Raw genomic sequence first — 25465 nt, 5'->3', positions numbered from 1 at the left:
GCAGAGGTGACGAGGGGCGCCGATCACGGCCGAGGGGAGCACCGGGTGCGGTGCTCCCCTCGGCCTGTGTGTGGTTTCCCGGCTATTCCTTCGCGCCCACCGCGTCGATGGGTTCGACGCGCAGGAGCCGTCGGGTGATCGGGGCGACCGACAGCGGCGCCAGGAGCAGCGCGGCGGCGCTGATCCCGAGGAGCGGCGGGATCGGGACGTAGGGGGTGCTCTCGCCGAACGCGCCCTTGCCGAACGGGACGAGGGTGATCATCGCGATGGTCAGGCCGAGGGCGAGCCCGATCACCCCGACCAGGGCGGCTTCGCCGCGGACGACCGCGCGGACCTGGGAGCGGGTGCTGCCGATCATCCGCATCAGGCCGAGTTCGCGGCGCCGGGCGGCGGTGGACACGATCATCGTGTTGACCGCGGCGATGGTCGCGAAGCCCGCGAGGACGACCAGCATCACCTGGTTGGTCCACTTGTTGGTCTCGAGGTCCTGGTTGCGTTCCGCGGCGTAGCCGGCCCGGTCGGAGACCCGGGTGTCGGGGTGGGCCTGCGCGACCTTGGCGAGTGCGGCATCCACGGCGGCCGGGTCGGCCCGGTCGGCGAGGCGTACCAGCAGGCGGGTGTCCAGGGCGGCGTCGACGTGGTGTTCCACGGTGGCGCGCGGGAGGGTGACGGCGGCGGTACCGAGGCCGCGGTCGTAGGTGGCGACCAGGGTCGGCTTGATCCGGGTGCCGTCGCCGAGGCGGATCTCGATCGGCTTGCCGAGCCGGGCCTTGACCGTGTCGGCGGTGAACCGGTCCATCGCCACCGCGCCGCCGGGCGGCTGCGCGGCGCCGGGGCGCAGTGCGTCGGTGCTGCCCGAGCGGACACCCAGGTCGAGCACGCGGGCCAGGTCGGTGTCGGTGCCGCCGACGGCCTGGGTCGCGTACTTCTGCAAATCGTCGGAGCCGGCCATGACCACGTTGGTGGTCAGTACGGAGGTCACCGCGGCGACTCCGGGCACGCGGGCGATCTCGGTGGTGGTGCCGGCCGGGAATCCGGGTCCGCCGATCACCCGGTCGGCGGTCAGCGCGGCCTTGGACTGCTTCTCGCTGTGATGGTCCTGCGCGGCGAACATGAACATCAGCGTGGTCGCGAAGGCGACGGTGAGGGTGATCGGGGTGATCGCCGAGGCGAGTCGGCGCGAGTTGCTGCGGGCGTTGTCGAAGGCGAGCCGCCCGGGGGCGCCGAACAGGCGCAGCAGGAATCCGCTCGCGTGGACGAACAGGTGGGCGAGCAGCGGGCCGAGGAGTCCGACGCCGAGCATGAACAGCATGATCACGCCGCCCGCGGCGCCGACGGCCTGGTCGCCGGTGGCCTTCATGGCGATGGCGGAGAGCACCCCGCCGCCGGCCAGCGCGACGAGGCCCAGGACCAGCCGGACCCAGCCGACCCGGGCCCGCTCCACGCCCGCCTCGCCCAGCGCCTCGGTCGGCTTGGTCCGCGCACTGGCACGCGCCGCCATCAGGCCGGCGAGCAGCGCGGAGAGCAGGCCCGCGCCGACCGCGACCAGCATCGGGACCGGGCCGACGGCGAGGGTGACGCCGTCCTCGATCATGCCGCGGCCGACCATGGTGTCGAACCACCAGTGGGCGAGCAGCGTCCCGGGGAACACGCCGATCAGGCCGGCGAGCAGGGAGACCATCGCGGTCTCGGTGGCGATCATCCGGCGGATCTGCCAGGGGGTGGCGCCGACCGCGCGCAGCAGGGCGAAGTCGCGGCGCCGCTGGGCCACGGACAGCGAGGTGGAGCCGGCCACGACGAACACGGCGACCGCGGCGACGATGCCGCCGAAGGACGCGCCGACGGCGATGAGCAGTTCCTTGGTGGTGCCCAGGCCGGGGTGTTCCACCTCGCCGCGCCCGTCGCCGGTGCGGACCTCGGCGCCGGTGCCCTTCAGCGCCTTGCGCAACTCGCCGGCGACCTTGCCGGTCGAGGTGTGGTCCTTGAGCAGTACACCGAACGCGGTCACCTTGTCGGGGTTGCCCGCCAGGCGCGCGGCCTCGGTGTCGGCGACGTAGAGCCGGGCGCCGGAGCCGGGGAGTACGGCCGACACGCGCAGCGGGACCTCGCCGGCGGGCGTGGTCACCCGGACCGTGCCGCCGGCGCTCGCGCCCGCGCCGATCCGGTGCGCGGCGTCGGTGGTCAGTACGACTTCGCCGGGCCGCGGCGCGGCACCGTCGTGCGGGGTGCCGGCCAGGCGCGCGGCGGACCAGGGGTGCGCGTCGAGTACGGCGGTGGGGGTCTGGGCGGGGAAGGTCAGGTCGGGCAGGACCGTGGCGACACCGGGCACGGCCGCGATCCGGGCGGCGAGCCCGGCGTCGACGCGGGCCCGCTCGGGCAGCGCGACCTTCACGTTCTCCTTGTCCTCGCCGCTGCCGAAGGTCTTGCTCGTGCTGTTCGGCCCGGCGACCACGATGGGGGTGTCGGCGTAGCGGCCGGCCGGCACGTGGGCGCGGATTCCGCTCTCCAGGAAGATCCCGCACATCGTGACGAGCATGGCGGCGAACAGCAGGGCGACGAACGAACCGGCGAACGAGGCGGGCCGAAAGCGTACGGAGGTGCGGGCGAGCCCGTTGGGGCGGCCCATCAGGCGGCCCGCCCCTGGGCGCGGGCGGGCTGGGACAGGCCGACCATCCGGGCCGCGACCGCCTCGGGGGTGGGCGCGTGGAGGTGGCCGGCGAGGTTGCCCTCGGCCAGGAAGACCACCCGGTCCGCGTAGGAGGCGGCGACCGGGTCGTGGGTGACCATCACGACGGTGGCCCCGGTGTCGTCGACGGCCCGGCGCAGCAGCGCCAGCACCTCGGCGGCGGTGGTGGTGTCCAGCGCGCCGGTCGGCTCGTCCGCGAACAGCACGTCGGGCCGGGTGACCAGGGCACGGGCGATCGCCACCCGCTGCTGCTGACCACCGGACAACTGCGCGGGCCGGCGGCCGGCGTGCTCGTGCAGTCCGACCATGCCCAACACCTCGGCGGCCCGGCCGCGTTCCGGCCGCTGCCCCGCGAGCCGCAGCGGGAGCAGGACGTTCTTCTCCACGGTCAGCGAGGGCAGCAGGTTGAACGCCTGGAACACGAAGCCGAGCCGGGTCCGGCGCAGCCGGGTGAGCTGGTTCTCGTTCATCGCGGTGAGGTCGTCGGCCCCCAGCAGGACCCGCCCCGCGTCGGGCTTGTCGAGGCCGGCGGCGCAGTGCAGGAAGGTGCTCTTGCCGGATCCGGAGGGGCCCATGACCGCGGTGAAGGTGCCCCGGGGGATGTCGAGGTCGACCCCGCGCAGTGCGTGCACCGCTTCGGCACCGCGCCCGTAGGCCTTGGCGACCCCTTCGAGCCGGACGGCGGAGGTGTGGTGGGTGCGGGGGGTGTGCAACGGGTTCGACGGCGCGCCGAACGTGTCGTGATCCGGGCGGGGAGGTACGACGGGTCCCGTCCGCGCCCGCCGGTCGCCTCGCTTGCCTCGCCCGAACATGGTGCCTCCCGCAAAGAAATGAGCATCGGATTCGATGTCCGAAACGCTACGGAGCCGAGACGCCCCGGAACATGGGGAAGGCGGCCCGAACGGGGGTGGGCCTGCCCCCACCCCCAGGGGGCCGTGAGCTGTACCGACCCGCCACATCCGCGACCACGCCCACCTCCGAACGGCGACCGCCCCGACCATGAACGACGAGGGCCCCACCGCCGATTCGGCGATGGGGCCCTCTGCTGCGTACCGCGGCTCACGTACCGCGCGGGATCAGTGCACCAGCACCGGCACCGCGAGTTCGTCGACGTCCGCGTCCGCTTCCCCGTCCTTGCCGCCCGACGCGACCGGCTTGCTGTCGCCGTGCCCGACGGTGATGAACGTGAACGCGATCGTCGACGCCAGCGCCAGGATTCCGACCGCCCACCAGATGGCGGTGGCGTAGCCGTGCACCATGGCCTGCATCTTCAGCTGGTCCAGGCCGCCGGAGCCGACCGCGTGCGAGGCCACGTAGGACGTGGTCGCGCTCGCCGCGATGGTGTTCAGCAGCGCCGTGCCGATCGCGCCGCCGACCTGCTGCGAGGTGTTGACCATCGCCGAGGCGACGCCCGCGTCCCGAGGCTGCACACCGTAGGTGGCCAGGCTCATCGCCGGCATGAACGCGGTGCCCATGCCCAGGCCGAGCAGGATCTGCGCGGGCAGGATCAGCCCCGCGTAGGAGCTGCCGACCTCGATCTGCGTCAGCATCAGCATGCCGACGCCCGCCGTCAGGAAGCCCGGACCCATCAGGAATCGGGCCGGCACCCGGGTCATCAGCCGCGCGCCGATCTGGGTGGAGCCGGTGATCATGCCCGCGATCATCGGCAGGAACGCCAGGCCGGTCTTGACCGGCGAGAAGCCCTTGACGATCTGGAGGTAGTAGGTGAGGAACAGGAACATGCCGAACATCGCGATGATCGCGAGGCCGAGCGAGAGGTAGATGCCGGCCCGGTTGCGCTCGGCGAGCACCCGCAGCGGCAGCAGCGGGGCCTTGACCCGCGCCTCCACCGCGACGAACGCCAGGAGCAGCACCGCGGCGGCGACGAACAGGCCGATCGTGCTGCCCGCGGCCCAGCCGTGGCTTTCGGCCCGGGTGAAGGCGTACACCAGGGTGCCCAGTCCGAGCGAGGACAGCAGCACGCCGGGGATGTCCAGCGGCGAACGGTTGCGGGCGCCGGCGGGCTCGCGGACGACCATGACCGCACCGGTCGCGGCGATCACGGCGAACGGGATGTTGACGAAGAACGTCCAGCGCCAGTTCATGTACTCGGTGAGCACGCCGCCCAGGATCAGGCCGACCGCGCCGCCACCACCGGCGATCGCGCCGAAGATGCCGAACGCCTTGGCACGTTCCTTGGCGTCGGTGAACATCACCGCGAGCAGGGACAGTGCGGACGGGGCGAGCAGCGCGCCGAAGACACCCTGGAGCGCGCGGGCGCCGAGGAGCAGACCGGTGTTCTGGGCTATGCCGCCCAGCGCGGAGGCCGCGGCGAACCCGATCAGGCCGACGATGAAGGTGCGACGCCGACCCCACAGGTCGGCGATCCGGCCGCCGAACAGCAGCAGACCGCCGAAGGCGAGGGCGTACGCGGTGATCACCCATTGCTTGTTGCCGTCGGAGATGCCCAGATCGGTCTGGGCGGACGGCAGCGCGATGTTCACGATGGTGCCGTCGAGGACGACCATCAGCTGGGCGATGGCGATGAAGATGAGCGCTTTCCAGCGCCTGGAATCGGGGGCGGCGGACACGGCCGGAGCGGTTTGAGACATGGAGGTACTCACTCTTGGGGGGTGTGACGCGACGGTGGGCGTCGCGGAATGGACGGTGCGCGCCCTCGCTCGCGCGGAGGAGGCGAGCGGCAGGTGCGACGTTCGTTAGCGGTTCGTGCGGTAAGGGCGTTGGGTACGCGGCCGCGGGGCGGACACGAGGCGGTCGGGGACACGCGGGAGTTGCTGGGGCACGTCAGGACCGGGTCGGCCGGGCCTCGCCCTCCTTCTTCAGGTGTTCCAGGTCTCGGATCGTCACGACGGCGCCGGACAGCGGAGTGGGATCCGCCACGCGCAGGCCGTCGAGCAGCACGTCGAGGTGCCGGTGTGCGAAGGCGTCGTTCGCCCCGCAGCCGCCCATCCCGGGCAGCGGTCGGGTGAGTTGGGTGATCGCGACCAGCAGGTCACCCGAGCCGATGTCGCCGCGCAGCAGGCCCTCGGCGCGAGAGCGTGCCATCAACGACTCGACCAGGTCCTCCATGCGGTTCCGGGCCGCGATCAGCTCGGGGTGCGCCTTGTCCACGGTGTCGGACATCAGCGTGCACAGCGCCCCGATCCGCTCCTCCGTCGCGGCGTGCGCGAAGCGTCGCAGGGCCGTGAAGGCCTGCGGCTCCTCGGCCGCGGCGCGCTCGCCGTGCTCGGTGATGCGCTCCAGGACGGAGAGGATCACCCGGTGGGCGAGTTCGCCGCGGTCGGCGAAGTGGCGGTACAGGGTCGCGTTGCCGACACCCGCGCGCCGCGCGACCTCGTCGAAGGGCACCTCGGCGCCGTGTTCGACGTACATCTCGCGGGCCGCGGCGATGATCCGCTCGCGATTGCGTCGGGCATCGGCACGAAGCTTCGGACCCCGATCCTCGACGACGTCGACGACGGTGACGCGGTCGGTGAGCGTGCTGCCCATGATCCGGCTCCTTCCCTTGTCTTCCGATACCCGATGGGTAACCGGGGAGGAATTCCCCGATTGTTGATCCGCTCGGTTAAACGGACAGGAAGTCCCCGGATATTTCGAAAGGCTCTGTGACCCGCGTCACACCACTCCGATCGGGTCGGGGATCACTCCCCCATCGGCCTCCTACCAGGCGAAAGGGCGCGTGGGGTGCCGGCCGGCGAAGTCGGACGGGACGACGCGGAGCGGTCAGCGGCCGGCCGCCAGTCGGCGGGTGTGTTCCTCCCACGCGGCGGTCAGCCGGTCGACGGCGGTTCGCAGGGTGTCGGCCGACTCGGCGAAGGACAGCCGTACGCCGTGGTGATGGCGACCGTCCACACACGCGGCGGCGCCGGGGGCGACCAGGACGCCGTAGCGCGCGGCCAGATGGACGAAGGTCGTACTGTCGGCGACCGGCAACTCGGCCCACATCGACAGGCCGGCGCGCGGCGCGGTCACCCGCCAGGCGGGCAACTGCTCGGCCAGCAGGGCGAGCAGCAGGTCGCGGCGCTCGGCCAGGGTCCGGCGCAGCCCCTCCTGCCAGCCGGCATCGGCGGCGCGCAAAAGCCGGGCGGCCACCACCTGCGCGGGCACACTCGGCGCCGCGGCGGCGGCCGCGGCGGTCTGCGCGAGGTAGCCCCGAAGCGCGTCCGGCACCCGAAGCCACCCGACCCCCAACCCGGCCCAGAACATCTTCGACATCGACCCGACGGCGATCACCGCGTCATCGGCGGCGGCAAGGGGCGCGAGGCGGTCGTCGCGGGATGTGGGGAGGCCGTCGGGGTGTGTGGGGAGGCCGTCGGACGGCTCGGGGAGGTCCAGGGCGGCTTCGGAGAGGTTTTCGAGCAGGATCGCGTTCCTCGTGCGGGCCACCGCGAGCAGGGCTCGGCGGCGGGGCGCGGACAGCGGGGCGCCGGTCGGGTCGTGGGCGGCGGAGGCGACCAGGATCAGCGGTGCGTGCAGGCGCGCGGCGGCTCGTTCGACGGCGGACACGTCCAGGCCGAACGAGTCCACGCCGATGCCGATCGGGCGGCCCCCGGCGGTGGTGACGGAGGCCGCGAGGCCGGGCGTGGTCGGGCAGCCGGTGAGCACGGGGCGGCCGGGCGAGACCAGCGCCGCGATCGTCAGGGACTGCGCGTGCCGGGCGCCGGCGGTCACGATCACCTGCTCGGCGGTGGTCGGCAGGTCCAGGTGCGCGGTCACGTGCGCGGCCAGGGCCTCGCGCAACTCGGGCAGGCCGCCGGGGTGCCGTCCGTGACCGTTCCGACCCGACAGCGCGATCGTGTCGTCCACCGGCGGCAGGTGGCCGGTACCGGCCGGCACTGACCGGGACAGATCCACCACCTCGTCGCCGGCCACCAGGCGGCGGACCGGCGCGGCGACGGCGGGCCGGCTCCATCCGGGCCGGCGCTCGACGAAGGTGCCGGCGCCCTGGCGACGGGACACCAGGCCCGCGTCGGCCAGCGTCTCGTAGGCACGCACCACGGTGCCGCGGCCGACCCCGAGGGCGTCCGCGAGCGGGCGTTCGGCGGGCAACCGGGCGCCGGTGCCGGCGACGCCGCGCTCGATCGCCTCCGCCAGCGCCTCGGTGATCCGCCGGTGGCGTGGTCCGGCACGGGAGCGCCAGTCGTCGAGGGCGATCCGTACCCACCATTCGGAATCCTGGTCCATTCGGTCAGATTGGCACTGTCTCGGTGACGCGACAACGGGCACGCTGGTGGGCACGGCGGGCGACCCGGGGTCATGCGACCCGTGCAGGCCGACCCGTGCCCGCTGCCTCTGCCTGCCGGCTCTGCCCTCCGGCATTCGACGAAAGGCCCCGCCGTTGTCCCCCACCCCCACCCTTGCCCGGCGGTTCTGGGAGGCGATCGAACCCGTGCACGCGGTCGCCTACTTCGCACCCGAACCGGCGGAGGCGGCCCGTGCGCTCGGCCTGATCGGCTGGTGGATGGGCTACTTCGCGGGTCGCCTGGCCCCGCTCGGCCCGGTCCGCGCCCCCGAGGCGAGCGCGCTGTGCTTCGCGTTCGCGCCCGCCCGCGTGGCCCGCGCACTGCCCGACGCGTGGGCGTACACGACGCCCGAGAAGGTGCTGGACACCCGGCTCGGCGCGGTGGAGACGGCACTGTCCCGGGTGTTGCCGCCGGTGGGCACGCGGCACCTGGAACAGCTGACCGACCTCCTGGAGACCGCCGTCGAGGACTGCGGCCACGAGGGTCGGGCGCTGGCCGCCGCGTGGTCGGGCGTACCGCGTCCCGACGGCGTGCTCGGCCGGTTGTGGCTGGCGAGCACCGTGCTGCGCGAACACCGCGGCGACGGCCACGTGATCGCGGTCGCGCACGCCGGCCTCACCGGCCTCGAAGCCGGCCTCACCCACGCCGCCACCGGCAACGTCCCGCGCGAACTGCTGCAGAGCACCCGGGGCTGGACCGACGCGCAATGGGAGACGGCCCGGCGGCGCCTGGTCGCCAAGGGCCTGCTCGACCGCGACTCCCGACTCACCCGAAGCGGCGGCACCCTGCGCCGCGACCTCGAACACGCCACCGACCGCCTGGCCGCCGACCCGGTCACCCGGCTCGGCGCGGCCGGCGTCGAGGAGGCGATCCGACTGGCCACGCCGCTGGCCCGACACCTGGTGGACCGCGGCGTGATCCCCGTACCCAACCCGATCGGAGCACCCCGCCCATGAGCGCCGGCGTCATCGAGCCGACCCTGCGCGTGGCCCGCGACGGCGCGATCACCACGTTGACCATCGACCGCCCGGGCAAGCTCAACGCGCTCGACTACGCCACCATCGACGCGCTCGCCGCCGCCCTGGACGCGGTGGAGGCCGACGACACGCAGCGGGCCGTCGTCCTGACCGGCGCCGGCGAGCGGGCGTTCAGCGCCGGCGCCGACATCACCGACCTCGCGGGCAGCATCGCCGGCGGCGGAGATCGGGCGCTGCGCGAGATCGTCCGCCGGGGTCAGGGGCTGACCCGGCGCATCGAGGAGTTCCCCAAGCCGATCATCGCGGCGGTCAACGGCCTTGCCTACGGCGGAGGTTGCGAGGTCGCCGAGGCCGCGCCACTGGCCCTGGCGGCGGCGCACGCCACCTTCGCCAAGCCGGAGATCGGCCTCGGTTTCCCGCCGCCGTTCGGCGGTTCGCAGCGGCTGCCCCGACACATCGGCCGCAAGCGCGGCTTGGAGATGATCCTGACCGGCGACCCGATCGGCGCGACCCGTGCCGCTCAACTCGGCCTGGTCAACCGGGTGGTGCCGGCCGCCGACCTGCTCGACGAGGCGAACGCCCTGGCCGAGCGGATCATCCGCCACTCGGCAAGCGCGGTACACGCGTGCCTGGCGGCGGTCACCCGGGGAATCGGCCTGCCGATCGACGAGGGTTTGGCGGTCGAGGCCTCCTGGTTCGCGGTGACCGTGCCGACGGAGGGCGTCGCGAACGGCCTGGCCCGCTTCCGCGACCGCCGCCGCCCGTGAACCCGGCGCCTGTGAACCCGCCGCCTGTAGACCCGCCGCCCGTGGACCCGACGACCGCCGAAACGCGGTGTCCGAATGCCGCCGGCGTCGCCCGTGCCGGCGGCGCAGGCTTGGCGGCATGACCACCACCACGGACCCCGCGCCGACCTTCGTCGTCCAGCCGATTCCCGCCGACTTCCTCGCCGACGTGCGCGCCACCGGGCTCGACGTCTCGGGCAATCCGATCGAGAACCACGTCGCGAAGAGCGGGCATCCGCTGCGCTGTTGCCTGCGCGAGGCCGAGCCGGGCGAGGCGTTGATCCTGTTCGGCTACGAGCCTCCGCTGCCGACGAGCCCGTACCGCGAGATCGGCGCCGTCTTCGCGCACGCCGCACCCTGTGCCGGCCCGGCCGACACCGGCTATCCGGCCCAATGGCGCTCGCGCCCCCAGGTCTTCCGCGCCTACGACGAGCACGGCCGGATCCACCCCGCCACGCGCGTGTACGAGGGCGACGCGCCGGAACCGGTCCTGGCCGAGATGTTCGCCGACCCCGAGGTGGTCCTGATCCACAGCCGCAACATCGGCTACGGCTGCTACATGTTCGGCGTGACCCGCACGAACGCCTGACCGGCCGACCGGAGTCGGCGAGTGATCGGATGCCGGAGCCGGGGCGGCGGGTTACGGTCGCGGGATGAGCGACATACGTTTGTTCGACCTGCGGGCACTGCGGATCGCCGAGGGGGTCGTCGGGCAGGTCACGGTCGATCGGCTCGCCGCGCCGACCCCCTGCGCGGGGTGGGATCTGGCCCGACTGCTCGCCCACATGACCGGTCAGAACCACGGCTTCGCGGCGGCGGCCCGGGGAGTGCGAACCGATGTCGCCGCCTGGGCCGACCGACCGGTGGGCGACGAGCCCGGGAAGGTGTTCGCCGCGTCGGTCGCCGAGGTCGCCGCCGCGTTCGCCGAGGACGGGGCGGTGGAGCGGGAGTGGTGGCTGCCGGAGGTCCGGCGCGGGCAGTCGTTCCCGGGCCGGGTGGCGATGGGGTTCCACTTCGTCGACTACGTCGTGCACGCCTGGGACGTCGCGGTGTCCATCGGGGTGACGGTCGAGTTCGATACCGACCTGTTGGCCGCGGTGCTGCCGATCGCCGAGGCGGTGCCCGGCGGCGCGGCCCGTACCCTCCCGGGCGCCGCCTTCCGGCCCGCGATCGAGGACCCCGGCCCCCCGCGGGTCGGCCTGGACCGGGTGCTGCGCCTGCTCGGCCGCTCACCCGACTGGCCGCGCGAGTAGGCCCCGTCCGGCGGATTCGGCGCGGTGTCGGGCGGCGCGGCGCCGCCGGGATCCGCCGGACCGGCCCGGAGCCGACACCGACTCCACCACCGTCGCGCCGGTCGCGGCGAGGCGTGCCGCGCGCCGGTACGCTCGCCCGGCGGGGTGGGCAGGGTGCGTATCGGAGGCGATGACGATGGTCGAGCAGGTCGCGGTGGGACTGGTCGGGGCCGGGCCGTGGGCGAGTTCGGTGCACGCGCCGGTGTTCGCGGACGGTCCGGAGACCCGGCTCGCCGCGGTGTGGGCACGCCGGCCCGAGGCGGCCGAGACGCTGGCCCAAGCGCACGGGGCCGCGGCGTGCGTGGAGTTCGACGAGTTGTTGGACCGGTGCGAGGCGGTGGTCTTCGCGATCGCCCCCGAGGCGCAGCCCGCGTTGGCCGAGCGGGCGGCGCGGGCGGGCAAGGCGGTGCTCCTGGAGAAGCCGATCGCGGCCGACCTCGACACCGCACGCCGACTGGCCGACGTGATCGGCGAGGCGGGGGTCGGCTCGATGGTCACGCTGAGCGCCCGCTACGCGCCGCGCGTCCGGGAGTTCCTGGCCCACCTGGAGAGCGTCGAGACCCCCTGGCGGGGCGGCCGCCTCGCGTGTGTCACGGGCGCGTTCCTCGACGGCCCGTTCGCGGCCTCGCCGTGGCGGCAGGCCCGCGGGGCGATTCTCGACGTCGGTCCGCACGCCTTCGACCTGATGAGCGTGGCGCTCGGCGAGATCGTGGACGTACGCGCCGAGTCGCCCGGTGCCGGCTGGTCCGCACTGCAACTGCGGCACGCCGGCGGCGCGGTGTCCCAGCTGGTGCTGTGTTGCACCGCGAGCGGCGGCCACCGGTACGACCTGGAGGTGTTCGGCTCGGCCGAGGCCGTCGCGCTCGACCTGGGCGAGGCGATCGGGGCATCCGCCTTCGCGGTGCTGCGGGCCGAGTTCGCGGCGCTGGTTCGCGACGGCGGCGAACACGTGTGCGATGTACGTCGCGGGCTGTATCTCCAGGAGATCATCGCCCGCGCCGAGGAACAACTCGCCGCGGCACGCTGACGTACGCGCGCCGCGACGTGCTCGGTCGACCCCGATCGGGGCCGCCCCGCTTCGGGCCGGCTTCGGCGGGGGCGTACGGGATCAGGACGTCGGCTTGCGGGCGATGCCGCCGGCCATCAGTCGCTGACCGACCGTCAGCGGCTCCTGGACCGGCTCCTCGGGACGCCACTGCGGCAGGAAGACCACACCCGGATCGATCGACTCGAAGCCGTCGAAGTAGGCGGCGATCTCCTCCAGGGTGCGGAACCGGCCCGAACCGAGGTCGGTGAGCAGCGCCTTCTCCAGAGCCAGCGCATCCGGGCTGGAGGCGCAGAAGTGGGTGAGGAACAGGAAGCTGCCGGCCGGGAGCGCCGCCTTGTACTCCTCGACGATGCGCTCCGGGCCCTCGTCGTCGTTGAGGTGGTGCACCACGCCGACCAGCATCAGGCCGACCGGCTGGTCGAAGTCGATCAGCGCGCGCACGTCCGGGTGGTTCAGGATGTCGGCCGGCTCGCGCAGGTCGGCGGTGACCACCGTGGTGTACTCGTTCTCGGCGAGCAGGGCCCGGCCGTGCGCCAGCACGATCGGGTCCTTGTCCACGTAGACCACACGGGCCTCGGGCGAGTGCGCCTGGGCCACCTGGTGGGTGTTCTGCACGGTCGGCAGGCCGGACCCGAGGTCGAGGAACTGGCGGATGCCCTGTTCGGCCATGAACCGCACCGCGCGCCCGAGTATCGCCCGGTTGTATCGGGCGACGTCGCCGATCTCCGCGACGATCGCCAACGACGCCTCGGCTATCGCGCGGTCGACCGGATAGTTGTCCTTGCCGCCGAGCACCGCGTCGTAGACCCGGGCGATGCTGGGCGTCGAGATGTCGATGCCGACCGGCCGCCAGCCGTCGTCGGACCTGTCCGCACCGTCGGCCGAGGGCACGTCGGTCACCTGCGCGTCGTCTGTCATGGGGGCTCCGTCCATCGGGAGAGAAATGAGGGGTTCCCGTTGGCGGTAAGCCTATTGGTGATCTTCCCGTTTCGTTGCCACGGACAAGGACCAACCCGGGAGTCGCGCGGTCCCGACGCGGCCGACCAACTCACGTGCGGTGAGCGGGAGTCGCTACGTCGGGCCCGCGAACCCCCTTCGGTCGGCGCGCAGTCCCGGCCGGCGCTCATCCGGAACGGGTCACCCGGTACCGCTCCCGCCGTCGCCACCGGCGGAGCGATCGCCGTACCGGCGCTCGAACTTGGCGATCTCGCCCTCGGGGTCCACCGGGCGGGCGTTGCCGGTGTAGAAGGGATGGCTCTCCGAGGAGATCTCCACGTCGATGACCGGATAGGTGTTCCCGTCATCCCACTCGATGGTCTGCTCGCTGACCGCGGTGGACTTGGTCAGGAAGGCGTATCCGGCCGAGCGGTCCCGGAAGACCACCGGGCCGTAGGCGGGGTGCTTGTCCTGCTTCATGGCTGCTCCTCGACGTGCTCGGGGGGTGATGGGTGGGGGTGGTGGACGAGGCTCCGGACCGGGCCGTTTCCCGATCCGCCACCGCGCCAACACGCGGCACCCCGAACTTCTTCCGACGACCCGCGAACAGCCGCCGACCACCCACCTCACCAGCCTCGCCAACAACCGGACCCCCCGCGAGACCGCACACCCATACAGCGCAACACCCCGACACCGGGCCCCGCCGTGGCGCCGGGCCACACCCGGGCGACGGGGTGCGCCTTGGCGACGGGGCGCACGGACCGACGCCGCCCGGAGGCGGGGCGTGCCCGGCGCGGGGTGTCCGGCCGGGGGCGGGCGCGGGAGGTGTCGTGTGGTTTGGTCGGGGGCTGTGGGTTGGTCGGAAATGGGGAAATTGGCCGGCGCGCGTGGGGGCCGATCGATAATGGCGGGATGGATCGTCTCGCGTGTTTTCGGCATGAGGTCCGGGCCTTCGAGGTCGCCGTGCGTCGGGTTCTCGGTGCGGGGGAGGCCCCGTGCGTGCCGTCCTGTCCCGAGTGGACCGTCACCGACCTGGTCGGCCACCTCGGTGCCGTGCACCGCCTCGTGACGGCCGTGGTGGCGGACCGGCTCACCGCGATCCCGGACCACGCCGACGCGTCGGTGTACCACCTGCCCGACGAGCGCGACGGCTGGCCGGTCCCCGGCGAGGGGCCCACCCCGGGACCGCTGCCGGTCGGCCTGGTCGACTGGTTCGCCGACGGCGCGAGCGCGCTGGTCGCGGCGTTCGCGGACACCCCCGGCGAAACCGCGGTCTGGACCTGGTCCGAGGAGCAGACCGTCGACTTCTGGCTGCGCATGCAGACCATCGAGGCGGCGGTGCACCGCTGGGACGCCGAGAACGCCCTCGGGCCCGCCGCGCCGATCGCGGCCGAGGTGGCCGTCGACGCCATCCGGCAGAATTTCGAGGTGATGGCGCCGGCCCGACGGGAGTGGAGGGAGGCCGCACCGGGAGCCGGGGAACACCTGCGCTTCCGGCGTACGGACGGCCCCGAGGCGTGGTCCGTGCGCTTCGACGGGGATGTGGTGCACCTCGACGCCCCGGGCGCCGCCGACGTCGAACTGGCCGGTACCGCCTCGGACCTGATGTTGTTCCTGTGGCAGCGCATCCCGGCGGACCACCTGACCGCGACCGGCGACCGGGCCGTACTCGACCGCTACTTCACCCTCGTGCCGCCCCGGTAGGCGCGTACACCCCCGATGCCCACCGCCGGCGCCGGACCCCGGTGGATCGCAGCGCGGCACCACGAAGCCCCGTTCCGCGCCGACCTGTTCGCATCCGGCGGCCCGCAACCGGCCCAGGCAGGTGTTCTGTTCCGCCATGGTCGCCGGAAACCCGGACAGCAGCCATACCGTGTGCAGTTGCCGCTCGACCCGGGCGCCCGGGCCCGGGGTGTCCGCCGGCCCGCCGGCGAACGAATCCCGGTACGGATGACCGCCGTCCGGGTTCGCGGCCGGCAACACCACGCCGACCACGAGCGCCGCGAGCGCGAGGGCGAGCAGCGCACCGCGAAGGCGACCTCGTGGAGCGCTACTCCGGGTCGAAGTCGGCCCGGTCGCGGTGGGGACGCGGGGCCGTGGCGCCGCCGGCCGCTTTGGGCAAGGGGCGCGGGTAGTGGGCGCCCAGGTGGAACCGGTCGGCGAGGGCGTCGGCGAAGGCCGCCGCGATACGGACCTCGCCCGCCGGGTTGGGGTGCAGGCCGTCGGCGGTGTGGTCGCCCGCGTCGAACTCGGCGTCGGTGCCGGCCACCACGATCGGCGAGTCGGCGGTGTCCAGGTCGGCGGCGATCGCGTCGATGCGCGTGTTGTAGCCGGCCGCGCGGGCGGCGAACTCCGGGTCGGGGCCCGCGTGATGCGTGGGCAGGACGTGGCCGAGCACGATCCGCAGGTTCGGATTGGCGCGGCGGGCGTCGGCGATCGAGGCGCGCAGGTCGGCCTCGAAGCGACCCGGGTCGATGGCCGGCCGGCGCAGTTCGTCGACGCCGAGCAGGACCAGCAGGTAGTCCGGCCGATACTCGGCGACCTCGGTCCGGATGTCGTCGAGGGGGTCGTCGGAGCCGACCAGGTCGAGCCGCACATCGTGGGCGCGCAGATGCCGCCAGAGCCGATATCGCCAGGTCCGGGCGCCGCCGCCGACGTGTCCGATCGCGTCGCCGGCGATCATCACCGGCACCTCGTGCGTCGCGCCCGACATCGTGGCCTCCCGGGTCGATCACCGGCCGTGTCCGGGGACGGTTCCCTCCCACACGGTAGGTCGGCCTCCCGCCCGCCGCCCGCCCGGCTACCGCGAACGGGTGGCGAGCAGGCGGCCGGCGTGCGTCACTCCAGGGCGGCCCGCAGCACCCGGGGCAGCGGTTGGGCGTGCACGATGTCCAGTCGGGACACCGCCCGGGTCAGCACGACGTACAGGCGGCCCGCGCCGCGTGCCTCGGCGGCCACGATCGCGGCCGGCTCGACCACCACGACGTGGTCGTACTCCAGGCCCTTGGCCAGCGTCGCGGGCAACACCGTCACCCGGACGACGCCGGTCGGGTCCGGTGCGTCGGCGGTGGTCGTGGCGATGCCGGCGGCGGTCAGGGCCGCGCGCAGCGACTCGGTTCCGGTGTCGGCGGCGATCACCCCGATCGAGCCCTCGCGGGCGAGTGCGGCGCGTACGGCCGCGACCGTGGCGGGCTCCGGGTCGGCGACCTCGCGGATGGTCAACTCACCGTCCCGGCGCAACGATCGGGCCGCCGGCACGTCCACGTCCAAGGCGGCCAGGAGTCGGTTGGCCAGGTCCACGATCACCGCCGGGACGCGGAAGCCGACGGTCAGCGGGGCCACCTCGGCGTCGGGGCGACCCAGGTGGGCGAGCAGGTCGGGCCAGGTGCGCGCGGCCCAGGGGGTGGTGCCCTGGGCCAGGTCGCCGAGCACGGTCACCGAGCCGGAGCCGATTCGCCGGGCGAGGGCGCGGCACTGCATCGGGGACAGGTCCTGGGCCTCGTCGACGACGACGTGGCCGTAGGTACCGGGCCGCTCGATCAGTCCGGCGATCTCGTCGAGCAGCACCAGGTCGGCGGCCGACCAGCGGGCGCTCCTGGGCGAGCGGGGCGGCCTGTGCCAGTGGATGGCGCGCTGCTCGGCGGGGGTCAGCACGCCGTCGGCGGCCTGCGCCAAGGCGTCCGGGTCGGCCAGCAGTTCGGCCAGCACCTGTTCGGGCCCGGCCTTGGGCCAGGAACCGTCGACGAAGGCGACGAGCCCCCTGGCCCGGCCCATTCGGCGCAGCCATTCTCCCGTCGGCGGCCCGGAGTTGCGCTCGGCCTGGAGTTGCAGCATCCGCACCGCGCGGGCCCGGACCCGCTCCCGGCCGACCTCGTAGGGGGCGTCCTCGGCACGCACCCGGTCGACGATGCGGGCCAGTTCGTCCAGCGGGATACGGCGTCGGTAGGAGCCGTCCGGGATGACCACCGGCTCGGTCGGCGCGGTGATCCGGGCGTACAGCGCGCGGCGCAGCACCGTCGCCATGCGCGCGTCGTGCTTGACCACCTCGGCGGCCGGTTCGTCCCGGGCCCGGATCGCATGCCGGCCGACCTCGTCGTCGATCGTGGCCTGGCGGATCCCGGTCTCGCCGAGAGCGGGCAGCACCTCGGCGATGTAGTGCAGGAAGGCCCGGTTGGGTCCGACGATCAGCAGGCCGCCGCGTTGGATGCGCCGGGGGTGGGTGTACAGGAGGTAGGCCGCACGGTGCAGGCCGACGGCGGTCTTGCCGGTGCCGGGTGCGCCCTGGACGCAGAGGGACGCGCTCAGGGCCCGGCGGACCAGGTCGTCCTGTTCGGGCTGGATGGTGGCGACGATGTCGCGCATCGGCCCGACGCGGGGGCGGTTGAGCTCACCGGCCAGGATCGCCCCGGGGGCACTCGCGGGATCGCGGTCGTCCGGGTCGGGGCCGGCATCCAGGTGTTCGTCCTCGAAGCTGGTCAGGTCCTCGGCAGCGCCGGCGCTGCGCGGCGCCCAGCCGAAGCGGCGCCGGACCGCGACGCCCTGGGGGTCGCGGGCACTCGCGCGGTAGAAGGCCCGGGAGATCGGCGCGCGCCAGTCGACGACCAGGGGCGGGACGGTCGGATCGATGCCGATTCGGCGCCGACCGATGTGATACCGGCCGCCCCGGTGCTCGCCGGCCGCGCCGGTCTCGGCGAAGTCGAGTCGACCGAAGAACAGTGGCGTCTCCGGGAGTTCGGCCATCTCCCGGGCCCGGCTGCGCAAGGTGTAACCCAGCGCCTCGGCGTCGGCGCCGGACGCCGAGACGTCCTCGCCGGTGACGACGTGTTCGGCCGCGCCCTCGACCATCGCGGCCAGCACGGCGCGGCAGGTCTCGTGGTGGGAGCGCTCGCTGACGAGTTCGGCATCGAGGGACGTCATGCACCCAGGATAATGCAACCCGGTTAAATACGTTACTCGGTAACATTCACGAGCCGGCCCAGCCCCCCGGCCAGCCGATCGAACGCCCCCTCGGCCGCCGCACGGGCCTCCGGGAGCAACACCGCCGCCCGCTCCCCCTCGGCGATTCGGCGCCAGTTCTCCCGTGCCAGGATGCGCTGGACGGTGACGATCTGCCCGGCCGCCAACAGCGCCTCGAGCGGATCCGGCCCGCCCAGCGCGTCGGCCAGCGCGTGTTCGGCCCGATCGGTGTACGCGAGCAGCCGGGCCACCAGACTCGGCGTCCCGTACAACAGCCGATGAAACGCCAACACCTCCGGCGCGTCACTGAGCCCGGTCACCGGATCGAACCGCTCCAGCCCGGCGACGAAGTGTCGGCGCAGCGCGGTCAGCGGGGAAACGCCCTCCGGACGCCCCGCCACCACCCGCCCGGCCTCGTCCTGATGATCGGCGAACCGATGCAGCACAAGGTCTTCCTTGGTCGGGAAATACCGAAAGAGCGTCGGCTTGGACACCTCCACCGCGGCCGCGACCTCGGCCACCGACACCGCGTCGAATCCCCGAGCCACGAACAGCCCGATGGCGGCATCCGAAATCGCCCCCACCAGCCGAGCCCGCTTCATCTCCCGAAGCCCCACGACACCACCACCCATCCCCGTCACGATACGCACCCCCAACACCCAACCGGAGAACCCCAAACCCACCGAAAAACCGCCACGATCCCAACGCACGCAGCAGGGCGGCACGGGCAGCGGGGGTGGCGGGGGTGGCGGGACGGCGGCGGGGCGGGGTGGCGGCGACCGGGCCGGTGGTGGCTATGCCGCGTTGGGGGTGGTGATCTTGCGGGATTGGAGGGTGGTGATGACCACGTCGGCTACCGCGCTTGCGTCGTGGCCGTCGATGTCGATCACGATCGCGTGTCGGGGGTCGGCCTCGTGGGCCAGGGTCAGGTGGGCCTCGGCCACGCGTTCGAGGGCGCCTCGGCGGGTGAGCCAGCCGCGGTCGTCGGCGGACAGGACGCGCTGGCCGGAGAGGCGGTCGCGGAGGGTGCGGGCCGAGCCGGTCAGGTGCACCGTGACGGTGGGCTCCTCCAGCACCGCCCGGTACTCCGCGACCTGGGCGCTGAGCCGCGTTCCCTCGGCCCGGTAGATCGCCGCCCCGTCGGCGGCGACGCCGGCCGCCCACGTGTGTACGACCACCGGCCCGCTCGGCCGGTGGCGCTTGACCAGTGCGTCGGCCCGCAGCAGGCCGGCCAGGCCCAGGCCGTGTCCGGGACGGGTGTCCAGCCGGATCGAGGCGGCGCGTCCGGCAATCGGGGTGCAGCCCAGGGCCGCGCCGAGCGTGTCCGCGAGCGCGGCGGCACCCGCGCCGGGCGGTCCCTCGATCGCGATGAACGCGTGGTGGTCGGTGCGCCCGGCGGGAGCGGGCCCTGCGAGCGTGGTCGGGGTCATCGCGTGTCCTGGTTCGCTGGGATGGCCGTCGGTCGCGGACGGACTCGCCCGAGCGTGCGCGCGCACGTCGCCGGCCGTCGCCCCTCCACGGTGCCCGATCCCGGGATGCCCCCGCAGGATCGACCGGGCGAACATCAGGCGACCACGAGGATACCCGTCGGGGCGACTGGAGATCGAACTCACGCACGACACAGGCCGGTTCACCCCCGCACACCACCCGATCCCGGACCTTACCGACTCCGGTCCGGGCCCCGACCGAGCCGGCGGCCGGGCGCGGGCGACCCCAGCGCCACCGCCACGCGGACTCGCCGCCCGTGCGGACAAACCCGGCGTCCGCTCGGCTAGGCTCCCCGGATGGCACAACTTCCGACGGTCGCCGAGATCACCGCGTTGCACCAGGCGTACGCACCCACCCGAGCGGTTTTCGAGAAGGTGCACACCCACTGCGGAATCGTCTGGCGCGTCGCGGAGCAGCTCCTGGCCGGCCCCGCCGGCGCGGGCGTGGACCACGACCTGGTGCGGGCCGGGTGCCTGTTGCACGACATCGGCGTGTACCGGCTCTACGACGAGACCGGTCGGCTCGACGGTGCCAACTACGTACGGCACGGCCTGCTCGGCGCGGAGATCCTGCGCAAGGAGGGCCTGCCCGAGGTGCTGCACCGGTTCTGCTCCTGTCACACCGGCGTCGGCGTGACCCGGGCCGACGTGGTGAACCAGCAGCTGCCGATCCCGGTCGACGACTACGTCGCGGAGTCGGTCGAGGAGCGCCTGGTGATGTACGCGGACAAGTTCCACAGCAAGTCGAACCCGCCCCGCTTCCTGCGCCCGGACACGTTCGCCGCCAAGATCCGCCGCTTCGGCGACGACAAGGTGGTCACGTTCGAGGCCCTGACGGACGAGTTCGGCACCCCCGAACTCGACACGCTCGCCGCCGAGTTCGGCCACCGCGTCGACTGAGGCTCCGCGGGCCGCGCGGACCGGCTCGGATCCGCCCACGCATCGGGCAGGGCCACACCTCCCGGTCGAGTGTCACATTCGCCGTCCCCGTCGGGTCAGCGGTTCGACCGACGCAGGCGCGGCCCACTCGACCCTTGGTGAGCACCCATGACCACGCAGACCTCCATGACCGAACCGGCCGGCGCCGGCACGCCGCCACCGCAACCACCGTCCCCGTTTCGGCGCTACGCCTCGTTCGTCTCCGGGCGGCGCTCGAAGTGGGTGGTGCTGGTGTTCTGGCTGCTGCTGATCGGCGTCGGCGGCTCCTTGGCCGCCAAGCTCGGTTCGGTCCAGAACAACGAGCAGCAGACGTGGCTGCCGGCCGATTCCCAGTCCACCCACGCGATCGACGTCGCGAACAGGTACTTCACCGCCAAGGACGTCATGACGGCGGTCGTCGTCTACACCCGCGACGAGGGCCTGAGCGGCACCGACCTGGCCCGGGTCGGCGAGGACCGGCGGCAACTGCTGGAGCGGCGGATCGCCGCCGCCGACATCGCCCCGGCCGTCGTGTCGCAGGACCACCGCGCCGCGTACCTGACGGTGCCGCTGAGGACCGACAAGAGCGACAACGCGGTGCTCGGCGACGCCGTGAAAAGTGTCCGCAAGCTCACCGAGGACCACGCCGTCGCCGGACTCGACGTGCGCATCGCCGGTCAGGCGGGCAACATCGCCGACTTCATCGACGTCTACTCCGGGATGGACGCCGCGCTCCTGGCCACCACGCTGGCGATCGTGGCGCTGCTGCTGCTGATCACGTACCGCAGTCCGGTGTTGTGGCTGATCCCGCTGATCTCGGTGGCACTGGCCGGCCAGGTCGCGTCCGGCGTGGTCTACCTGCTGGCCGAGTACGCCGGTCTGACCGTCAACGGGCAGAGTTCGTACGTCCTGGTGGTCCTGGTCCTGGGTGTCGGCACCGACTACGCCCTGCTGCTGATCGCGCGCTATCGCGAGGAGTTGCGTCGGCACGAGGACCGGCACGAGGCGATGGCGCTGGCGGTGACCCGTTCGATGCCGGCGATCGCCGCGTCCGCCGCCACGGTCGGCGTCGCCACGTTGTGTCTGGTGTTCGGCAGCATGAACTCCACCCGCGGCCTGGGGCCGGTGGTGGCGATCGGCGTGCTGATCGTGTTCTGCGCGATGACCTCGCTGCTGCCCGCGTTCCTGGTCATTCTGGGCCGGTGGGTGTTCTGGCCGCTGATCCCGCGTCACACGGGCGACTACGCGGATGACGGCGCGGGCGGCCACGCGGCCGCGAGCGCGGCGCGCGAGCACGGCACCTGGAACCGGATCGCGCGCGGCGTCGGCCGGCGGCCCCGGCCGGTCTGGATCGGCAGCGTCGTGGTCCTCGCGGCGCTCGCGTGCGGCTCGTTCACCCTGAGCAGCGGGCAGACCCAGGGCGAGCAGTTCACCAGGAAGGTCGACTCGGTGATCGGGCAGGAGCGACTCGCCGAACACTTCGCGGCCGGCTCCTCGGCACCCGCCGACGTGTACGTGCGCGACGCCGGCGCCGCCGCGGCGTTGCGCGCGTTGCCCGGCGTGCCGGGGGTGGACTCGGCCACGCAGGTGGCGAGTTCGGGCGGCTGGACGCACATCGCCGCGGTGTTGCGGGACAGTCCCGACACGCACGCCGCCCGACAGACCATCGAGCGCATCCGGCACACGATGCGCCACTCGTCGCCCGAGACCCGGTCCGCCCTGGTCGCCGGTCAGACCGCGGTCACGCTCGACACCTCCGACGCGCAGGGCGAGGAGGAGAGGCTGCTGATCCCGCTGATCCTGGTGGTCGTCCTGGGAATGCTGATCGTACTGCTGCGCTCGGTGGTCGCGCCGATCGTGTTGCTGCTGTCCGTGGTGTTGTCGTTCGGGTCGGCGGTGGGCGCGGCCGGGCTGCTCTACCACGCGCTGGGATATCCGCGGATCGACCGGGGATTGCTGCTGTTCGGCTTCCTGTTTTTGGTGGCACTCGGCGTGGACTACACGATCTTCCTGATGACCCGTGCCAAGGAGGAGGTCCGCGAACGCGGGCACCGCGAGGGCATCCTGACCGGACTGGCCGTCACCGGCGGCGTGATCACCTCGGCCGGCCTGGTGCTCGCGGCCACGTTCGCCGCGCTCACCGTGATTCCCACGGTCAACGCGCTGCAACAGGGCGTGCTGGTCGCGGTCGGCGTGCTCCTGGACACCCTCCTGGTGCGCAGCCTGCTGCTGCCGGCGCTCGCCCTGGAGATCGGCCCCCGCTTCTGGCGCCCGGCCCGTCCGCGAGACTAGGGCGTGTCCGACGACGACGCGCCGAACGTACCGAATCCGGAGGCACCCGCACCATGAGCACGCCGCGACCGCCCGCCCGCAGCGCCGAACAGCGCCGCCTGGACACCCTGCACCGCCTCGAACACGACGTGGACGCCTGGGTGGCCACCGCCGACGCGAAGACCGGAACGCCGTATCTGGTACCGCTGTCGTTTCGCTGGGACGGGGAGACGATCCTGATCGCGACCGTCTCCACGAGCCCTACCGCGCGCAACCTGCTGGCAGGCGGTACGGCCCGGCTCGGCATCGGGCCGACCCGCGACGTGATCATGATCGAGGCCGACGCCGAACCCGTGGCGGTCGCCGACATGGCGGCCGCCACGGCGGACGCGTTCGCCGCCGCCTGCGGCTTCGATCCGCGCGAAACCGCCGCCCCGTACCACTACTTCCACCTGCGTCCGCGGCTCCTCCAGGCCTGGCGCGAAGCCAATGAGCTGAAGGGCCGCACCCTCCTGCGGGACGGGAACTGGCTGCACCCGTGACAGGATCGGGCGGGTCGCCGAACATGGACCGGCCCGCCGCCGGTCTCGCGTGGGTACCGGCGGCGGGGGTCGTATCGGGGATGGCCGCCCGGGGGGCTTCCCGGGCGGTGCCTACCTGCGGAAGTACGTGTCGAAGTTGCGCGAGAACTCGAGGTTGTTGAACCGGTCCCAGTTGATCGACCAGGTCATCAGGCCCCGCAGGTTCGGACGCACACCGTGGGTCTGGTAGCTCCCGCAATTGCTGCCCTTGGTCAGGCAGTCCAGGGCCTTGTTGACCTCGGTGGTGGACACCCAGCCGTTGCCCGCCTGGGTCGAGGCCGGCATGCCGATCGCGACCTGCTCCGGGCGCAGCGCCGGGAACATGTTCTCGGTCTTGCCCGCGACCGGGAAGCCGGTGAGCAGCATGTCCGTCATCGCGATGTGGAAGTCGGCGCCGCCCATGCTGTGGTACTGGTTGTCCAGGCCCATGATCGAGCCGGAGTTGTAGTCCTGCACGTGCAGCAGGGTCAGGTCGTCACGCAGGGCGTAGATCACCGGCAGGTAGGCGCCGCAGCGCGGGTCCTGGCCGCCCCACTGCCCGGCCCCGTAGTACTGGTAGCCCAGTTGCACGAAGAACGTCTCCGGCGCCATGGTCAGCACGAACCGGCTGCCGTACTTGGCCTTGAGCGTCTTGACCGCCGAGATCAGGTTGACGATCACCGGGGTGGTCGGGTTCTTGAAGTCGGTGTCGCCGGTGTTCAGGGACAACGAGTGGCCCTCGAAGTCGATGTCCAGGCCGTCGAGTCCGTAGGTGTCGATGATCGCGCCGACGGACTGGACGAACTTGTCGCGCGCGGCCGTCGTGGACAGTTGCACCTGGCCGTTCTGGCCGCCGATCGAGATCAGTACCTTCTTGCCGGCCGCCTGCTTGGCCCGGATGGCGGCCTTGAAGTCGGCGTCGCTCTCCACGCCGGGGCATTCGGTCACCGGGCAGCGGTTGAACCGGATGTCGCCGGAGGTGACCGACGTCGGCTCGCCGAAGGCCAGGTTGATCACGTCCCAACTCGCGGGTACGTCGGCCATCTTGGTGTAGCCCGCGCCGTTGGCGAAGCTCGCGTGCAGGTAGCCGATCAGCGCGTGCGGGGGCAGTTGGCCACCGCCGCCGTCGGTCGCGGTGGTGACGGTGAGCACCGCCGACTTGGCCGATTCGCCGGCCGCGTTGGTCGCGCTCACCTGGAAGCCGTACGCGGTGGCGGCGGTCAGTCCGGTCACGGTCGCGCCGGTGCCGGTCACGGACTGCGCCAACACCCCGTCGCGGTAGACGTTGTAGCCGCTCGCGCCGGACACCGCCGTCCACGACAGCGGCACGGTGGTCGTGGTCGGCGCGCCGGCCGCGAGGCCGGTCGGGGTGGCGGGAATCTGGGTGCCTCCTCCGGTGGTGGTCGCGGTGACGGGGGCCGACTTGGCCGACTCCCCGGCCGAGTTGGCCGCGCTGACCTGGAAGCTGTACGCCGTGGCCTGGGTCAGTCCGGTCACCGTGGTGCTCGTGCCGGTGACGGTCTGCGCCAACGCCCCGTCGCGGTAGACCTTGTAGCTCGTCGCGCCGGGTACCGCGGTCCAGGACAGCGGGACGCTGGTCGCGGTCGGCGCGCCGGCGGCCAATCCGGTGGGGGTGGCGGGGATTTGGGTGGTGCCGCCGGGGCCGACCAGGGAGAGGTCGTCGGCGTAGTAGGCACCGGTGCCGTACCAGCCGTGCGTGTACAGGGTGACCGAGGTGGTGCTCGGCCCGGTGCGGAAGTTCGTGGTCAGGCGGGTCCAGTCCGGTGCGGAGCCGGTCCACGTGGACGGGTCGGTGGTTCCGGTGCCGGTCGCCCCGAGGTAGACGTAACTGCCGCGCATCCAGCCGGAGATCACGTAGTCCGAGGAGGGCTGCACGGTGACGGTCTGCGAACAGCGCGCGTTGTCGCTGCCGGCGGGGGTGGCCTTGAGGGCTCCGGTGCCCGCGTGCACCGGGGTGGTCACCGCGACGCCGCTGCCGGCGCTGCAGGTCCAGCCGGTCAGGGCGGTTTCGAAGCCGCCGTTCTGGACCAGTTCGGCGGCACCGGCGGTGTCCGCGGCGTCGGCCGCACCGCCGCCGGCGACGGTGAGCATGGCGGCGGTCAGGAACGCGGTGCTTGTCGCGGCGACGAGGGGGCGCAGCCGCTTGGCGCGTGCTCGCGTGGGGGGACGGACGCTGGTGGATCCGGACATGGGATTCCTCGCGTGGTCGGGACGGGACGGTGCGGGGAGCCCGGGCCGGTCGCGTGGTCCGGCCCGGGCGGGGC

21 protein-coding genes are annotated in these 25465 nt (G+C 73.1%); 9 read left to right on the top strand and 12 right to left on the bottom strand.

The genetic code is table 11. The features are described 5' to 3' along the window. Window positions 1-82: 82 nt before the first annotated feature. The 5 genes from B4N89_RS33865 to B4N89_RS33845 form a co-directional block, all read right to left on the bottom strand. Window positions 83-2626: an FtsX-like permease family protein gene (locus tag B4N89_RS33865; protein ID WP_078980288.1), complete on the bottom strand. Its 2544-nt coding sequence runs from the start codon at window positions 2624-2626 to the stop codon at window positions 83-85. Further along, window positions 2626-3498, bottom strand: coding sequence for an ABC transporter ATP-binding protein (locus tag B4N89_RS33860; RefSeq protein ID WP_078980286.1), 873 nt, complete (start codon window positions 3496-3498; stop codon window positions 2626-2628). Before B4N89_RS33860 ends, B4N89_RS33865 begins: the two co-directional genes overlap by 1 nt. Before the next feature lie 264 nt (window positions 3499-3762). Beyond that, complete coding sequence (locus B4N89_RS33855; RefSeq protein WP_078980284.1) at window positions 3763-5298, bottom strand: MFS transporter; 1536 nt, start codon at window positions 5296-5298, stop codon at window positions 3763-3765. Window positions 5299-5491: 193 nt separating this feature from the next. Then, window positions 5492-6196, bottom strand: coding sequence for a TetR/AcrR family transcriptional regulator (locus tag B4N89_RS33850; RefSeq protein ID WP_078980283.1), 705 nt, complete (start codon window positions 6194-6196; stop codon window positions 5492-5494). Between the two features lie 234 nt (window positions 6197-6430). Continuing rightward, window positions 6431-7891: a PLP-dependent aminotransferase family protein gene (locus B4N89_RS33845; protein WP_161500912.1), complete on the bottom strand. Its 1461-nt coding sequence runs from the start codon at window positions 7889-7891 to the stop codon at window positions 6431-6433. Between the two features lie 154 nt (window positions 7892-8045). On the opposite strand from B4N89_RS33845, the gene B4N89_RS33840 reads away from it, so the two are divergent. The 5 genes from B4N89_RS33840 to B4N89_RS33820 all read left to right on the top strand — a co-directional run bounded on the left by B4N89_RS33840 (window position 8046) and on the right by B4N89_RS33820 (window position 12031). Next, entirely contained in the window at window positions 8046-8906 is an 861-nt protein-coding gene (locus B4N89_RS33840) for an SCO6745 family protein (protein WP_078980280.1), read from the top strand. Then, window positions 8903-9694 carry an enoyl-CoA hydratase-related protein gene (locus B4N89_RS33835; protein WP_078980278.1) on the top strand — a complete coding sequence of 264 codons (792 nt, stop codon included), beginning with the start codon at window positions 8903-8905 and terminating at the stop codon, window positions 9692-9694. The genes B4N89_RS33840 and B4N89_RS33835 overlap by 4 nt, the downstream gene beginning before the upstream one ends. Before the next feature lie 118 nt (window positions 9695-9812). Next, window positions 9813-10301 carry a DUF1203 domain-containing protein gene (locus B4N89_RS33830; RefSeq protein ID WP_078980276.1) on the top strand — a complete coding sequence of 163 codons (489 nt, stop codon included), beginning with the start codon at window positions 9813-9815 and terminating at the stop codon, window positions 10299-10301. Window positions 10302-10365: 64 nt separating this feature from the next. Further along, complete coding sequence (locus B4N89_RS33825) at window positions 10366-10965, top strand: TIGR03086 family metal-binding protein (RefSeq protein WP_078980275.1); 600 nt, start codon at window positions 10366-10368, stop codon at window positions 10963-10965. A gap of 169 nt (window positions 10966-11134) precedes the next feature. Continuing rightward, the gene (locus B4N89_RS33820; RefSeq protein WP_201261053.1) at window positions 11135-12031 is read left to right on the top strand and encodes a Gfo/Idh/MocA family protein; all 897 of its coding nucleotides are present in this window, start codon (window positions 11135-11137) and stop codon (window positions 12029-12031) included. Between the two features lie 81 nt (window positions 12032-12112). Here the strand turns inward: B4N89_RS33820 and B4N89_RS33815 are convergent, their stop codons facing one another. Beyond that, window positions 12113-12970 carry an SAM-dependent methyltransferase gene (locus B4N89_RS33815; RefSeq protein ID WP_078980273.1) on the bottom strand — a complete coding sequence of 286 codons (858 nt, stop codon included), beginning with the start codon at window positions 12968-12970 and terminating at the stop codon, window positions 12113-12115. A 219-nt stretch (window positions 12971-13189) separates the two neighbouring features. Beyond that, on the bottom strand, window positions 13190-13468 hold the full coding sequence (locus B4N89_RS33810; RefSeq protein WP_078980272.1) for a type B 50S ribosomal protein L31: 279 nt from the start codon (window positions 13466-13468) through the stop codon (window positions 13190-13192). 432 nt (window positions 13469-13900) lie between these two features. Here B4N89_RS33810 and B4N89_RS33805 point away from each other — a divergent pair, with 432 nt between their 5' ends. Then, window positions 13901-14692 carry a maleylpyruvate isomerase family mycothiol-dependent enzyme gene (locus tag B4N89_RS33805; protein WP_078980271.1) on the top strand — a complete coding sequence of 264 codons (792 nt, stop codon included), beginning with the start codon at window positions 13901-13903 and terminating at the stop codon, window positions 14690-14692. A gap of 346 nt (window positions 14693-15038) precedes the next feature. Here B4N89_RS33805 and B4N89_RS33800 read toward each other — a convergent pair whose 3' ends face one another. The 4 genes from B4N89_RS33800 to B4N89_RS33785 all read right to left on the bottom strand — a co-directional run bounded on the left by B4N89_RS33800 (window position 15039) and on the right by B4N89_RS33785 (window position 19374). Further along, window positions 15039-15701, bottom strand: coding sequence for an SGNH/GDSL hydrolase family protein (locus B4N89_RS33800; protein ID WP_078980270.1), 663 nt, complete (start codon window positions 15699-15701; stop codon window positions 15039-15041). A gap of 125 nt (window positions 15702-15826) precedes the next feature. Next, window positions 15827-17905 carry a HelD family protein gene (locus B4N89_RS33795; protein ID WP_078980269.1) on the bottom strand — a complete coding sequence of 693 codons (2079 nt, stop codon included), beginning with the start codon at window positions 17903-17905 and terminating at the stop codon, window positions 15827-15829. Between the two features lie 32 nt (window positions 17906-17937). Continuing rightward, window positions 17938-18576 (bottom strand): TetR family transcriptional regulator, encoded by a 639-nt coding sequence (locus B4N89_RS33790; RefSeq protein ID WP_078980268.1) that lies wholly within the window; start codon window positions 18574-18576, stop codon window positions 17938-17940. Window positions 18577-18738: 162 nt separating this feature from the next. Beyond that, a complete protein-coding gene (locus tag B4N89_RS33785) occupies window positions 18739-19374 on the bottom strand; it encodes a hypothetical protein (RefSeq protein ID WP_143658176.1) in 636 nt (211 codons plus the stop codon). Window positions 19375-19728: 354 nt separating this feature from the next. Here B4N89_RS33785 and B4N89_RS33780 point away from each other — a divergent pair, with 354 nt between their 5' ends. The 3 genes from B4N89_RS33780 to B4N89_RS33770 all read left to right on the top strand — a co-directional run bounded on the left by B4N89_RS33780 (window position 19729) and on the right by B4N89_RS33770 (window position 23162). Further along, window positions 19729-20331: an HDIG domain-containing metalloprotein gene (locus B4N89_RS33780; RefSeq protein WP_078980266.1), complete on the top strand. Its 603-nt coding sequence runs from the start codon at window positions 19729-19731 to the stop codon at window positions 20329-20331. Window positions 20332-20478: 147 nt separating this feature from the next. Beyond that, window positions 20479-22641: an MMPL family transporter gene (locus B4N89_RS33775; RefSeq protein WP_078980265.1), complete on the top strand. Its 2163-nt coding sequence runs from the start codon at window positions 20479-20481 to the stop codon at window positions 22639-22641. Between the two features lie 53 nt (window positions 22642-22694). Further along, complete coding sequence (locus B4N89_RS33770) at window positions 22695-23162, top strand: pyridoxamine 5'-phosphate oxidase family protein (RefSeq protein ID WP_078980264.1); 468 nt, start codon at window positions 22695-22697, stop codon at window positions 23160-23162. A 111-nt stretch (window positions 23163-23273) separates the two neighbouring features. On the opposite strand, the gene B4N89_RS33765 is transcribed toward B4N89_RS33770, so the two are convergent. Further along, window positions 23274-25391 carry a glycoside hydrolase family 18 protein gene (locus B4N89_RS33765; RefSeq protein WP_201261052.1) on the bottom strand — a complete coding sequence of 706 codons (2118 nt, stop codon included), beginning with the start codon at window positions 25389-25391 and terminating at the stop codon, window positions 23274-23276. Between the last annotated feature and the right edge of the window lie 74 nt (window positions 25392-25465).

Source organism: Embleya scabrispora (assembly GCF_002024165.1).
GTDB classification, from domain to species: domain Bacteria; phylum Actinomycetota; class Actinomycetes; order Streptomycetales; family Streptomycetaceae; genus Embleya; species Embleya scabrispora_A.
This window is presented reverse-complemented; position numbering and strand designations above follow the sequence as displayed.